Source organism: Bacteroides sp. 519 (genome assembly GCF_010500955.1).
GTDB lineage: Bacteria > Bacteroidota > Bacteroidia > Bacteroidales > Bacteroidaceae > Bacteroides.
Genome location: NZ_QVMJ01000024.1, coordinates 84187 through 98482 on the forward strand (window position 1 = coordinate 84187; position 14296 = coordinate 98482).

The 14296-nt window shown below is 41.4% G+C and carries 9 protein-coding genes and 1 pseudogene; 2 read left to right on the top strand and 8 right to left on the bottom strand.

Annotated elements, in window-relative coordinates; translation table 11 throughout:
• Positions 1-13 precede the first annotated feature (13 nt).
• Complete coding sequence (locus D0T85_RS17420) at positions 14-913, bottom strand: YeiH family protein (protein WP_163214803.1); 900 nt, start codon at positions 911-913, stop codon at positions 14-16.
• A 77-nt stretch (positions 914-990) separates the two neighbouring features.
• On the opposite strand from D0T85_RS17420, the gene D0T85_RS17425 reads away from it, so the two are divergent.
• Together D0T85_RS17425 and D0T85_RS17430 are read left to right on the top strand one after the other, a co-directional pair.
• Positions 991-1428 (top strand): DUF6078 family protein, encoded by a 438-nt coding sequence (locus D0T85_RS17425; RefSeq protein ID WP_163214804.1) that lies wholly within the window; start codon positions 991-993, stop codon positions 1426-1428.
• A gap of 333 nt (positions 1429-1761) precedes the next feature.
• Positions 1762-3210, top strand: a pseudogene (locus D0T85_RS17430) (BT4734/BF3469 family protein); the annotation flags it as partial.
• 30 nt (positions 3211-3240) lie between these two features.
• Here D0T85_RS17430 and D0T85_RS17435 read toward each other — a convergent pair.
• The 7 genes from D0T85_RS17435 to D0T85_RS17465 form a co-directional block, all read right to left on the bottom strand.
• Complete coding sequence (locus D0T85_RS17435; RefSeq protein WP_163214805.1) at positions 3241-6213, bottom strand: glycoside hydrolase family 3 N-terminal domain-containing protein; 2973 nt, start codon at positions 6211-6213, stop codon at positions 3241-3243.
• A 75-nt stretch (positions 6214-6288) separates the two neighbouring features.
• Positions 6289-9282, bottom strand: a complete 2994-nt coding sequence (locus tag D0T85_RS17440) for a glycoside hydrolase family 3 N-terminal domain-containing protein (RefSeq protein WP_163214806.1) — start codon at positions 9280-9282, stop codon at positions 6289-6291.
• 132 nt (positions 9283-9414) lie between these two features.
• Positions 9415-10272 (bottom strand): bifunctional UDP-sugar hydrolase/5'-nucleotidase, encoded by an 858-nt coding sequence (locus D0T85_RS17445; RefSeq protein WP_163214807.1) that lies wholly within the window; start codon positions 10270-10272, stop codon positions 9415-9417.
• A 21-nt stretch (positions 10273-10293) separates the two neighbouring features.
• Positions 10294-11061: a 5'-nucleotidase C-terminal domain-containing protein gene (locus tag D0T85_RS17450; RefSeq protein ID WP_163214808.1), complete on the bottom strand. Its 768-nt coding sequence runs from the start codon at positions 11059-11061 to the stop codon at positions 10294-10296.
• A 256-nt stretch (positions 11062-11317) separates the two neighbouring features.
• The gene (locus D0T85_RS17455) at positions 11318-12220 is read right to left on the bottom strand and encodes a sugar phosphate nucleotidyltransferase (protein ID WP_163214809.1); all 903 of its coding nucleotides are present in this window, start codon (positions 12218-12220) and stop codon (positions 11318-11320) included.
• Positions 12221-12315: 95 nt separating this feature from the next.
• Positions 12316-13089, bottom strand: a complete 774-nt coding sequence (locus D0T85_RS17460; RefSeq protein ID WP_163214810.1) for a hypothetical protein — start codon at positions 13087-13089, stop codon at positions 12316-12318.
• Between the two features lie 133 nt (positions 13090-13222).
• Positions 13223-14137, bottom strand: coding sequence for an endonuclease/exonuclease/phosphatase family protein (locus tag D0T85_RS17465; protein ID WP_163214811.1), 915 nt, complete (start codon positions 14135-14137; stop codon positions 13223-13225).
• Positions 14138-14296: the final 159 nt, after the last annotated feature.

The window sequence follows — 14296 nt, forward strand, 5'->3', positions numbered from 1 at the left end:
AAGCTAATTTTAATTACACAACAAATAAAGTTGTTACCGATATAATAATCCATAACACAACCCCCATAACCACTGGCTTTACACCAACAGCTTTTATAGCTTGTATAGAAAGTGAACTACCAATGAGGAATAGAGTCATTGACAGAAACTTATGCGATGCTATTGATATTATACTCAGTAGTGTTTGCGGAATACTTAGGTAGGTATTGGCAATCATTGCCCCTATAAACAAAAAGATAAACCAGGGAATTGATATCTTTTTATTGCCGTTTTTGCGAAATAACACCATTGTAACAAATAATAGTGGTATAATCCAGAGGGCACGCGTAAGTTTAACTGTAGTGGCAAGTGCCAGCGCCTCGGGCCCGTAAGCAAACCCGGCCCCAACAACAGAACTAGTGTCGTGTATGGCAATGGCAGCCCAGATACCAAATTGTTCTTGCGAGAGTCCCAAGAGATGTCCTAAAGGGGGAAAAATAAAAAGAGCAAGTGCATTAAGAGTGAAAATAACAGCTAACGATATAGACGTTTCGTTATCATCAGCCTCAATAACCGGCGCAACAGCTGCAATGGCGCTTCCGCCACAAATTGCAGTTCCAGAAGAGATGAGGTATCCCAATTTATGTGGTATTTTAAGCCAACGTCCCAGAAAATATCCAATAACTAATACACCCACTACAGAAACAATGGTAAAAAGCATTCCATCCCGTCCGGTGGCAAGTGATTGGTGAAGATTCATGCCGAATCCAAGTCCTACAACAGCAACCTGCAAAAGATATTTGGATACCTTTTTACTTGCTTTGGAGTAAGGATTAGCAAATAAAAGTGCAAAGACTATTCCTGCAAATAGTGATATGGCAGGGGCAACAAAAGCAGAACCAATGAAAAGGAGAATAAAAAGGAATTGAATCATTTTGATTGTTATTTTTGTACAAAGATAGGATGTAAGGTTGATAAAACTCTTATATTTGTATTACTAATTACAGACTTATGGAAAACAAATTCGACTATCAATCAGTACCCGCCAATTATAACCATTGTTTCAATGAACAATGTAGTCGTAAAAACCAATGCATGCGCTATCTGGTTGCGCAAAACAGCACATCGCAATACCCTAGCCTGCACATTGTAAACCCAAAGTGCATCCCCAATGATGTTGCCAATTGTCCTTTTTTCAAGAGCTTTAGTAAAGTGCGGCTGGCCTGGGGCATCAAGCACCTATTAGATAATGTGCCCTACAAAGACGGTAGCATTATGCGAAAACAACTAATTAGCTACTTTGGAAGAAACATCTATTACCGCATCTACCGATCCGAACGTGGGCTGCTCCCCGAAGAGCAGGAGTACATCCGGCAATTATTTCATAAGAACGGTATTGAGAAGGGGCCGGAGTTTGAAAGATACACTGACGAATATTATTTTGGATAAGAACCCTCTACACAAGTTTTAATTTTCGTATTTTACTCGTCATTCAACACGGAGCGTGGTTATTCGCTTGATTGCAAGCATGTTAGGGCGTGACGAAAACCCGTGTTGAATGCGTGACGACAAAATTTTCGTCACGCGCAAATCTCGGTAGAAAGCCGACAGTTTCATGGTAGAAAGTCAACCGTTTCACGGTAGGAAACCAATTGTTTCTCGGTAGGAAACGAGTTGTTTCCTATGTAGAATACCAGTTGTTTTCTATGTAGAAAACAAGTAGTTTCCTATATAGAAAACAACTTGTTTCATTGGTAAAAAATTATATAAAACTAATATGTTATGAAGATCACTCAACAGAGATATACTGATACAGGTACAATACTAAGCACAATGGATATCAATACCTTTGTGTAAAAAATAGAGACAGAAGCCAAGGCACAGCCCGTTTCCGGTTTTCGCGAACAACTAAAAGGTATATTACCCGATATGTCTATTGATGAGGAACACAAGCCGCCCCGGATATTGCCTGCGGCAGAATTTCGCAAAGTAAATAACCAAAAACAGTTGAAGGCATATAATGGTATAATAGAGTTAACTGTTGGTCCCTTATCAGGTAAAGCAGAAATTGCACTTGTAAAGCGTATTGCATGGGATCAGCCGCAAACACGGTTGGTATTTACTGGTTCGAGCGGACGAACAGTGAAGATATGGACAACTTTTACCCGCCCCGATAATTCGCTTCCAACCACCTATGAATCGGCAGAAACCTTTCATGCACATGCTTACCGATTGGCGGTGAAATGTTATCAACCCCAAATACCTTTCGATATATTGCTTAAGGAGCCCAAACTGGAACAATATTCGCGACTTTCTTTCGATCCCGAACCAATGTATCGTCCGGATTCTATTCAGTTTTATTTGGCACAACCAGTTTCAATGCCCGATGAACAAACGCATCGGGAAGCAAAACTGGCCGAAAAGTCGCCTCTGGAACGTGCCGTTCCGGGGTATGAAACCGAAGAAGCCTGCATAATGCTGTTCGAAGCCGCCGTGCAGAAAACATATACCGAACTAACCGCAGCCGAGAACAGTGGGGCAATTCCTATGGGCCAAGATCTGCAACCCATAGTTACCCGTTTGGCCGAGAACTGTTTCCTTTCCGGTATTCCTGAGGAAGAAACGGTTAAACGCATAAGTTATCATTATTACATGCGGCTAAAAAGCGATGTTATCCGTCAGATAGTGCGTAGTGTTTATCAGGAATACAAGGGTTTTGGTACACAAGACTCCATGAGCAAAGAACAGCGATTGGCTTTGCAAATAGACGAATTTATGAAGCGCCGTTACGATTTTCGTTACAACACACAAGTGGGCGATGTAGAGTATCGCGAACGGCATTCTTTCCGTTTTCGCTTTTCGCCTATCGACAAACGTGCCATGAATAGCATTGCAATCGATGCCCAACACGAAGGTATCCCGCTGTGGGACAGGGATGTAAATCGGTATATTTACTCCAACCGGGTGCCGGTATTCAATCCGCTAACAGATTATCTCTATAACCTTTCGCGTTGGGATGGAGTAGATCGCATAGGTCCGCTGGCACAAACAGTTCTTTGTGCCAATCCACATTGGCCTGCGCTGTTTCATCGTTGGTTTCTTAACGCGTGGTACGAAAACGAAAAGACAAGGAAAGCCTTTCAACGAAGCACTGCATATCAGGTCATTAGCAGTAACGATCAAAAGATCAAAAAATCTGAGTTAAGATATTCGCTGGAAATACCAGAAATAGGGAAATAGGAAATAGGAAGATTCGGAGAGTTACTTCATCGCCTTATAAATAACCTCTTGTATCTGCCCCCGGATATTCATCTGCCCCAGCTTATTGTTCCATGGTTCGGGATATGTGCGGTTACTAACAAAAACATATACAATCTTGTTATCCGGATCAACCCAGGCTCCGGTACCAGTAAATCCGGTATGGCCATAAGCCGACCATGGGGTGGAAGAACTGCATGGGCTTTTGGCCGGATTCTTTCTGTCGGGTTTATTATACCCTAATCCCCGGTGACTGAGTTTAGACTTATCGGTAGTAAATACATGGCAGGTTTCTTTGCTCAGGTAGCGTCTGCCATTGTATTCGCCTCCGTCCAATATCATTTGATGGATAGCAGCAATATCTCTGGCGGTTGAAAATAATCCGGCATTTCCGGATACCCCACCTTGGAATGCAGCAGTTTCATCATGAACATATCCCTGCAAAGTTGTTTTCCGGATAAAGTTATCGGTTGCCGACGGAACAATATCATCTTTCTTAAAGTACCTCAATGGCAGGAAAGCGGTGTGAGTTAGCTTCATGGGGTTATAGAATTCTTTCATCAGGTAATCGTCTAACGACATTCCGCTAAGTTTTTCTACCAATTTCTGCAAAACAACAAAACCTACACAACTGTATCTGTAGCGCTTGTCACCCAGTTTAGCCTCCTTAATGGTGTTGACAACCGTATCGCTAAATGCTTTACTCAACCAAAGGTTTTCGGATACCTGAAGCGGGTGTTCATTATCCGGTTTGGATGAAGTAAGCCCTTTGATAAACTTAAAATTGGGCTGCCCATACATCTTGGCATCAATCTGGGCAGTGTGTAATTCGTCACTGCCTTGGCGAAGCAAACGCCCCGGATAGCTGCTCTTATCAATTGCGCGTTGGTAAAAAGCAATCGAAGAAGGTAGTCCGGATTGATGATACAACAGTTCCCGTATTGTAATATCTTCCTTATCTGTACCTGTAAAATACTCAAGATGCTTGGATATCTTATCCGAAAGGTTAAACAATCCCTTATCGTATAGTTTCATTACAGCCAGCAAAGTAGCACTTGTTTTGGTTAACGAAGCAATATCGTAAATGCTTTCGGGGGTAACAGCAGTGCTTTTACTATCCGTGGTAAATGTACCAAATGCTTTATCGTACATTGCTTTACCGTTTTTCAGGATAACCACCTGAGCACCCGGAAACGCTCCTTCTTTAATCCCTTTACTAACAATAGAGTCGATATTTTGCAGCACTTTCGAACTTAATCCATACTCTTCCGGAATGTACACCTGCGGCTTGGTTGGAATGGTATATCCTACCCCTGCCTTAAATGCATTGCCTATGCTGGCAGATAACCGTCCGTTGATGGTAGCTTCGCCAAACACTGCATTGGCGGTGTACTCTTGAATATCCCTGTCGTTAACATGACAAAGAATAACACCGGCAGCATTATACAAAGGAACTTCAATCTGTGTAAGTTGTTTCATGGGGATGAAACACACATAAATCACTTGCGCTTCTTTAGCAAATTCGGCAAAGAAAGCCTGATAAGGTGCTAGCTGGCGCTCGTTGATGTTAACAATAATCCGTTTAAATGCAGCCAGTTTACTATGCAATGCTTTCCGTTCGGCAGCAGGCATATTGGCTTTTAAGTCGAATATTGTAGGAGTAGCATGTTTCTTCAAAGTCTGGTTAAAGGTGCTTCCGTTTCCTACATTTATTACTGCTACCTCTTTTACATCCTTGTCGATAGGCAATACACCATTCTTGTTGCTTAACACAGTTAGGGCACCTACTTTTAAACGAATGGCCAGTTCGCGGGCGTTTTGTGTATTGATGCGGTTGCTCAACCCCGATATTTGTATCTTACCCTGATCGGCAACCCCCAGAATGTATTTGTAGGTTAGTACCTTTTTACACTTCTGATCTATATCTGTTTCGGTGATTTCTCCTTTTTTAACTGCTTCGAGTACTGCGTCGATTTCGGCCTTCAGGTTACGTCGGGCCAGTACCATGTGGTGTCCGGCCTTGAGTGCATCTAACGATACATTCTTGAACGAGGCTACACCCTTCATTTCCAAAGCATCGGTAAAGATAAGCCCCTGAAAGCCGAGTTCTTCGACCAACAAATTGTGTGTTATGGCTCTTGATAGTGAAGCCGGAACGCCTTTGGTTGATTCTAATGCAGGAACTTCTAAGTGTCCTACCATCATACCGCTTACCCCGGCGTTGATTGCTTCCTTAAAAGGATAGAGTTCAACAGTATCCAAACGCGCGCGTGGAAAAGATAATACCGGAAGCGCATGATGCGAATCTACATCCGTATCACCGTGTCCTGGAAAGTGTTTGGATACGGATAATACGCCGCCACTTTCCAAACCGAGTGAATAGGAGATTACTTTATCGGCTACATCCTTGGGAATCTCGCCAAACGAGCGGGTGTTAATAACCGGGTTCCGTGGATTGATATTCACATCGGCCACAGGCGCAAAGTTAACATGTACGCCCAGCTCGCGACATTGACGGGCTATTTCTTGTCCGTACTCGTAGATCAGTTTATCATCCTGAATACAACCCAACACCATATTGCGTGGATAGACCGGAGTATCTTTCAGGCGCATAGAGAGCCCCCACTCACCATCAAAAGTAATCATTAATGGTACTTTGGCTTCTTCTTGGGCCAGGTTAATAAGCCGGGCCTGATTCTCTAATACCCCACCCGAGAACAAAAGTCCGCCAACTTTATTGGTCGACACGGCATTCTTCAGGTTATTAATATTGGCCTGACTTTCCAGCGGTGCAATGGTATGGATAAATAACTGCCCAACCTTTTCTTTTAAAGATAGCTTGTTGAACACCGAGTCTACCCATTGTTTGCACTCTACATCCTGCGAGGCTTTATAAAGCAGTAGAGGCTCGGTTTGCGCATTAAGGTTTAAAAGACATAATAGTAAGCTCAGGCTAATTAAAAATTTTCTGATCATTATTGCTTTGGTTTAATTTTACATCTGGAAAGTGTGCTAGTTACTAACTACTAGCTACTAACTACTAGCTACTAACTACTGAATTGATTTATACAACTGTTCTTGAATATTTTGCAAGAGATTCATTTGAATAATCTTATCATTCCAAACATCAGGGCATACCCGGTTGCTCAGGAAGATATAAATCAGATTGTTTGTAGGATCTACCCATGTGCAAGTGCCTGTAAATCCGGTAATACCATAAGTTTCTAATGGAGCTGATGGTGAGCACGGATTGGCTATTGGTGCTGCCGGATCAAAAATACTGGGCTTATCGAATCCCAATCCCCGGCGACTGATAGTAGATTTCAAACTTGTAAACAGCTCACAGGTTTCTGCACTGAGATAGCGTTTGCCATCCAGTTCGCCCCCATTCAATAACATCTGGTAGATGCGGCCTACCTCATGAGCAGTAGAGAATAAACCGGCATTACCCGAAATACCTCCCTGGCAGGCGGCCAGTTCATCGTGAACATATCCACACAAATCCTGACGGCGGAAATATTCATTGCTTGCAGTTGGCATAATTTCTTCTTTGGTAAAATAACGTAGCGGCAGATATTTTGTTCTGTCAAGCTGCATAGGAGTAAAGAATTCCATTTCAAGATATTCGTCCAAAGGTTTTTGGGTAATTGCCTCAACCACCAGTTGTAGCAATATAAAACCTGCCGGACTGTATATGTAACGTTTGTTATCCATTGGCGATTGGTTAATAACCTGCAACATGGTATTTTTAAACGAGTTAGTAAGCCACATATTATCGGCCACATGCAATTGGTGGGTAGCAGTCTGGGTTTCGGAGAATAAGCCTGTCTTAAATTTGAAATCGGAACATGCCCATGTAAACTCTCCGATACGTGTGTAATGCCACTCGTCAATCCATCCTTGGGTAAAAGGACCGTTTACACTATTGTCGTCAATTGTTTCGCGATGGAAACGTACATTGGGGGCTAAGCCCGATTCATGAAAAAGCAAATCCTGAATGGTGATGTCTTTTTTATTGCCCGACCGGAAGTAAGGTACATATTGAGACATTTTATCGGTAAGCTTCAGTTTACCTGTATCGTATAACCGCATGATGGCAAGCAATGTTCCTGTTGTTTGAGACAAGTCGGCAAGGTCAAATAAATCAGTTGAACGTACCGGGGTCATGTCTTTATCAGAATGTACGCCGAATACCTTATCGTATATGGGTTTGCCGTCTTTCAGGATAAGTACCTGGCAACCCGGGAATGCTGCTACCTGTAAGCCAACGTTTACAATAGAGTCTATTCCACGATCGAAGACATACGATTTCATTCCGAAATCTTCGCCAACAAAGCCGATAGGTGTTTGCGGTGTAATAGCAACACCATCGCCAACAGCAAACAGTTCGCCAACAGGCATAGACATCTTACCTGTGGCAGATGCTTTGCTGTACATTATATCGGCAACTTGTTGCTGTAATTCATCATGAGCCGAATGCGCCAATATAATAGCCGAGGCTTTTCTTAAAGGAACAGCAGCAGGCAACAACTCTCTGTAGGGAGACAAGAAAGCATACACAACAGGAGCCTTGGTGTCTATCATTTCCAGAAAATCAATGTAATGTTCAATATCCAGGTTATCGGTAGTAACACTGATAATTGCTCTGCGACAATTCTTTAACTCGGACGCAATGCGTTTTTGTTCGCTTTCGCTGGCATCTATTGGCAAGTGTAATTTAGTGATTGATGCATATTTACCCAAAGCAGCAAGGAAAGCATCATCTTTTCCGGACTCGCCAATACTAACTACAGTAATATCCGATGTGTGGTTTGTTAACGGAAGCACATTACCGTAATTAGATAATACAGTAACCGATGCTTTGCGCAGGTCGGATACTAATTGTGTAGCTTCGGGAGTATTGATGCGTGTATCCAAACCGTTAACCGATACATTCATCGGCCTACTGTTAAGGCCGAACATATATTTATAAGCCAGTACTTTGCGGCATTTGTCTTCAATATCTTTTTCGGATATCTCTCCGCTTCTTACGGCTTGCATTACTTCTCTTTGAATTCTTTCAAGATCGCCATTAACCAGAATCATATCGTTTCCGGCTTTCAGTGCTTTTATTTCAAGTCTGATGGTTCCTATTACATTTCTTTTGTAAAGAGCTTCGCTGAAAATAAGTCCTTTAAAGTTGAGTTCGTCTTTCAATAATCCGGTGATAATGTTGGACGAGAAAGAAGCTCCGTTCCTTCTTTCGGGATCAAGAGCAGGAAACTTTAAATGGCCAACCATGATTCCACCAATCCCTGCATCTATTGCTTTTTTGAACGGATATAACTCTACAGTATCCAGATGTGCGCGTGGGTAAGGAATAATCGGCATGGTAATATCAGCATCGGCTTTGGTATCTCCCTGGCCGGGGAAATGTTTCAATACGGGTAGAACACCTCCTGTTTGTAAGCCCCGACTGTAAGCCAGTACTTTATCGGTAACAAGTTTGGTTTCTGCTCCAAAAGATCTTACGTTGATAGATGGGTTTTCGGGGTTGCGTTTAATATCGGCTACGGGAGCAAAGTTTACATGTACACCCAGTTCGCGAAGTTCGCGTGCTACTTCTCGCCCGTAGGCTTCAATCAGGTGATTGTCTTCAATACATCCCAAAGCTGAATTCTTTGGAAACTCCGGAGTTCCCGGTAATTGGGCTGCTATTCCCCATTCTCCTTCAAAGCAGATCAGTGCCGGCATGGCAGAGATGGATTGAATATAATTGGTAAGATTTGCCTGACTGCTAAGGGTTCCTTCGGAGAATAGTATTCCACCAGGCATAACCTTCTTTATTGTTTTAGCTATCAACTTTTTGTTGTCCGAACTGTTGTTAGCCTCAACAGAATAAACAAGCAATTGTCCAATCTGCTCCTTAAGCCCCATACCCATCATAACATTGTTTACCCATTGCTGGCATTGACTATCATCCGGATTGGGCAGGAATGATTTTTGCTGGCCATACATAAGAGCTGCACAGCAGAAAGATAGAATGGAAACGATTAGTTTTTTCATTATTGTTTTGTTGTTAGTTTTAGTAGTTAGTAGATAGTAGTTAGTAGTTAGTAGTTAGTAGATAGTAGTTAGTAGATAGTAGAACGATGCCGCATGGCTACTAGCTACTAGCTACTAACTACTATCTACTATTTACTTTTCAAAAGTTAAATCAATACGGCCTACATAGATTCCGCTTTTTCCCATTTGCGAGATGTACACTTCCTTGCCATCAAGGTTCTTATACACATGTAGTTCTTCGAGTAATGTATGTGAGTGACCTCCCAATATAACATCAATATTGCGGGTATTTTTTACCAGTTCTGTATCGCTGATTGGGTTTTTGGTTGAAGAATACATGCCCAGATGCGAAAGGCAGATAACAACATTGCAACCTTTCTGGCGAAGCAAAGCAGCTGTTTCGTTGGCCTTTTCATACGGGTTTAAGAACTTTACTCCTTCATAGTTAGATGCTTGCACCAAGCCATCGGGATCGGGGCTTAAGCCAAACACACCAATTTTCAATCCTGCTTTCTTAATGATTGTGTAGGGTTTAACAATGCCTTCAAGAACGGTTTCTGTAAAATCGTAGTTAGCACATACAACAGGGAAATTGGCCATTTTACATAACCGCATCAGGTTATCCATGCCAAAGTCGAACTCATGATTTCCTATTGCACCTGCATTGTAACCAATGGTGTTCATCAGGCTTATTTCTACATCTCCCTGAAAAAGATTGTAGTAAGGTGTGCCTTGCGAGAAATCGCCACAATCGAACACCAATAAGTTTGAAGTTTCTTTTCTTACTTCATTAACATAAGAAGCGATTCGTAAGAAACCTCCGTTTCCGGCTGATACCGGATTTTCCAGTTCCGGACTAAGTGCCTCAATACGACTATGCACATCGTTAGTGTGCAATATTGTTAATGTTTTGGTTTTCTGTGCCTGCACCGAAACAGACATGCACAACATCAGGACTAATATTTTTCCGGATAATATAGAATATTGCATAGCTAATTTTCAACTTTCAATTTACTCAATGATGATTCTTCCTTCTACTGCCGAGGTAATTTCTTTTCCCTGTTTGGTTTGCTCCACTACATAATCTAAAAAGATTTGCCGGATGGTAGCTTCGGGAATAAACTGTTTGCTTTCGGTTTTTTTAAAAGCAACCAGTCTGTCGTTGCCTTCGGCCAGATAGTCTATAGTAGCAACTTTGTAGGTCCGGTTGCGGTCGAGCGGTTCGCCACCAATGGTACAACTTATAATTTGTCCATCGTTGGTTGCGTGTAGCTTTACATTGCTAATGCCTTCGCCCTTTACGGAAACAATATTCTGCATTAATTCTTCTACCAGATCTCCTTTCATTGTTACCATACAGAGTGCGTTCAGAAAAGGAAGTATTTCGTAAATATCACCATAAGTAATATCTCCCTTTTTCAGGCTATTACGCAATCCGCCAATATTCATTACTGCTATATCGGCCGTTTCATTGAGGTAGTGGGTTGTAGATTCTCTTAAAACATCTGCTACAAGATTCGACAGTAAACTTTCCGGTCGCAAAGCGGGCATATCCATAGCACTTTTACCCACTACGGGAGTCATGATACTATCAATCTTTGCTTTGTAAGGAGCCAGTACTGCAATGGCTTTAGTATCGGGTTTGCTATCCCAGGAAGCGTTTGTTACTGTTTTTTCTCCTGTTATTGTTGTTAGTTTATAAGGTGAATTGCAGGAGGATACAATCATCAAAGACACAACACACATTCCTCTTACAACCCTTGAATATATTTGATTCATGTTTGTAACGTTACTTATATGATACAAAGATACTTTTTTTTACGCGTAATAAAAAAATCCCCGATATAAAGAGTCAATTTATATTTTAACCGCAGAGTTTCGCGGATTAACGCGGAGTTTTTAATTTCTATGCAGCATTGAATCTTAAACTCTGCGAAACTCCGCGTACTCTGCGGTTAAAAAAGAATAACCAAAAAGCCCGGACAACAAATTAATGTTGTTCCGGGCTCTATTTCTTTTTATTCAATCTTTTTATTTAGAACAATTTCTCTGGATACTCACCAGCATCAACCAGCGCCTGAATCTTATCAACTACACCTTGACGGTCGGCAGCGTAAGTTACGCCAAACCATTTAGAAGTAGTATCCAACACTTTTACGCGGGCAGTGCCATTGTTTACAAGTTTGTTTACCATCAATGGAATGAAGTATTCGCTTTTCAGGTTGTCTTTGTTTTCTTTCAGGAATTCGATGAAATCTTTTTCCGAATATTCGAAATAGTCGGGAGTGAAGCCCCACATATTCATAGATACCGGAGTGTTATCGTCGATAGTAATCAGGGTACCATTTTCGTCGGTGAACGATACTTTACCGTCGATGCGCTCAATGGCAGTACGTTCAACAACACCGGTTAAGTAACCATCGGCATCGGTTTCGCATACACCACGGGCAACAGATCCGCTTTCGCTTAAGGTGTTACCTACACGGTAGCCAATCATGCAATAATCGTTTTGCTTACCAGTCATTTCGGCAAGAGCTTTGCCTAATACAGCGAAGCTATCACGACCATAAAAATCGTCGGCATTGATTACAGCAAACGGTTCTTTAATAACATCTTTTCCCATAAGTACGGCATGGTTAGTACCCCATGGTTTTACACGGCCTTCGGGTACAGTAAAACCTGCCGGAAGAGTATCTAATGCTTGGAATACAACTTCTACAGGAATATGGTTTTCATATTTACTTATGATTTTTTCGCGGAAATCCTGTTCAAAGTCCTTACGGATAACAAAAACTACTTTACCAAATCCTCCACGGATAGCATCGAATATAGAGTAGTCCATTATTGTTTCGCCATTAGGGCCAAGTCCATCTAATTGTTTAAGACCTCCATAACGGCTGCCCATTCCGGCAGCAAGTACAAATAAAGTTGGCTTCATAATCAGGTAATTAAAGATTAGTGTTTATGATAAGGTTTGTTTACGGGGGCAAAAGTACAAAATAATAGATAAACCAGACACCTCCTGGCAACAAATTATTCTTCGGGTGCTGTCTCTGTTGTTTCGCGCGTGCTTACATATTCGCTCTCATTGAGCTCGCGTTCTTTGATAGCACGGCTTTCGCAACGGTTACACAAACTGGTAATGTTTTTATGCTCGTGTGCACCAGCAACAGTACCTTCAAATATCTCGTCGGTACGCGAGGTGTTAATATACGAACAGTCGTTATACAGGTGATATACTTTTCCCGATTTGGTCCAGTACACATTGTCTACACCTCCGTTTAGCCATTCTACACGGTTGGCTTCTTCGGTATATTGTTCTACCGAGGGCGGATTGAAATCTGTTCCTACCACTCCGGCAATAAGTAGTGCTACACCGGCAATTGCACCCAGAATACCTTTTTGTTTACCATCCAGATTTTTGCTGGTTAATATCACAACCACTAGTGGTAAAAACGCAATTACTGCTATTACCATTCCTAACTGGCTTTGCATAAAGAACTTAAATTTATTCTTCTCCAAAGCCGGATCTAGTCGGTTTGATTTTTTCCATAGGATACCACCGGTTATTGCCAGAATTAAATCAATAACAATCAGTACAATAACCCACAACATTACAACAGGTGGTCTTAACACCATAATAATAGCACCTACTTGTGCTGCTATTGCTAAAAACCATAAAACACCTGCTATTACACGCAAATTAGTAGCTTTACTTTTTGCTTCGGCCGTTGGCACAAATGTTTTTGTGGATTTAGGAAAATCTTCACTACCCTCTATACGGGTTACTTTCTTTTTTGTTGTCATAGTCACTCTTTCTCTCTATTAAATGAAACTTAATTTAATACAAATATAGTGTTTCATTTCTAAAAAAACATAGAACCTGTTTAAAAGCATATTGGAGAGGGGTATATGTTCCGATTACTCTGGAAACTCATCATCACCTATAATTCAACAAAACCTTTACCGGGTAATGATCCGATGGCATTCGAACATCAGCTTCCATAGAGAATACCTCTTTTGGAAAATCACCCACCTGTAATTGCACCGAACTATCTTTAGGTGTGCGATAGCTATCGGTAAGTATACCATAGCGGTCAACAACAAACTTATCCGAAACAAAAATATGATCAATCCGGCTGTTTGTCATCTGGTTTGCTTTAAAGGCATTGAATGTGCCATTTAATTCGTAGCGTATACGAGCTTTGACATAAGAGTCGGATAGGATATCCGAGTTTGCAAGCAATTCATAGCTTTTGTGGGTTTGATCTACATTAAAATCGCCAGTTAATATTACAGCATCTTTGCCACACATCTCTTTAATTTTCTGTAATACAAGTTTGGCACTCTGTCTGCGAGCCTCTACTCCTACATGATCCATGTGTAGATTGAAGAACCATATCTTTTTCTTCTTTTTCTTATCCCGGAACTGTGCCCAGGTACATATACGAGGCAGGGCAGCATCCCATCCTTTATTGGGATGATCGGTTTGTTCGGCCAGCCAGAAATGGCCCGAGCTTAACAGTTTAAAACGATCTTTTTTATAAAATATCGGTGCATACTCTCCTTCTGTTTTTCCATCGTCGCGGCCTACTCCAACATGCATGTATTCGGGCAATCCGTTTAATAAATCTCCCAGCTGATTGTGTAGAACCTCTTGTGCACCAACAATATCAAAGTCGTTAAATTGTATGAGGTTTACTATTACTGGGCATCGCTTGTTCCAACCGTTGCCTTTCTGGGCATCATCCTGGTTGTTGTAGCGTACATTATAACTCCCTACAGTAAGATCTTGCGCATTGATTGCACCAACACATAGCATTATACATGCTACAAGTAACATTGCTTTTTTCATTTCAAAAATCTGTTTTTGTATTTGTTTGTGAAATAATGGTGGAAAGTTAATATAAAAGTTTTATGCAAACAAAAAAAAGGGTAGACGTTTTCAGGTACAGAAAATCAAATTATAAAACTGCATTTCCAAAAAAAAAGATGTACATTTGTCAGCAATTAA

Bases quoted from the DNA above. Each gene is read 5' to 3' on its own strand.
- D0T85_RS17465 (WP_163214811.1), bottom strand. From the start codon at position 14,137: ATGAAAAAAGCAATGTTACTTGTAGCATGTATAATGCTATGTGTTGGT.
- D0T85_RS17435 (WP_163214805.1), bottom strand. From the start codon at position 6,213: ATGATCAGAAAATTTTTAATTAGCCTGAGCTTACTATTATGTCTTTTA.
- D0T85_RS17455 (WP_163214809.1), bottom strand. From the start codon at position 12,220: ATGAAGCCAACTTTATTTGTACTTGCTGCCGGAATGGGCAGCCGTTAT.
- D0T85_RS17425 (WP_163214804.1), top strand. From the start codon at position 991: ATGGAAAACAAATTCGACTATCAATCAGTACCCGCCAATTATAACCAT.
- D0T85_RS17450 (WP_163214808.1), bottom strand. From the start codon at position 11,061: ATGAATCAAATATATTCAAGGGTTGTAAGAGGAATGTGTGTTGTGTCT.
- D0T85_RS17420 (WP_163214803.1), bottom strand. From the start codon at position 913: ATGATTCAATTCCTTTTTATTCTCCTTTTCATTGGTTCTGCTTTTGTT.
- D0T85_RS17460 (WP_163214810.1), bottom strand. From the start codon at position 13,089: ATGACAACAAAAAAGAAAGTAACCCGTATAGAGGGTAGTGAAGATTTT.
- D0T85_RS17445 (WP_163214807.1), bottom strand. From the start codon at position 10,272: ATGCAATATTCTATATTATCCGGAAAAATATTAGTCCTGATGTTGTGC.
- D0T85_RS17440 (WP_163214806.1), bottom strand. From the start codon at position 9,282: ATGAAAAAACTAATCGTTTCCATTCTATCTTTCTGCTGTGCAGCTCTT.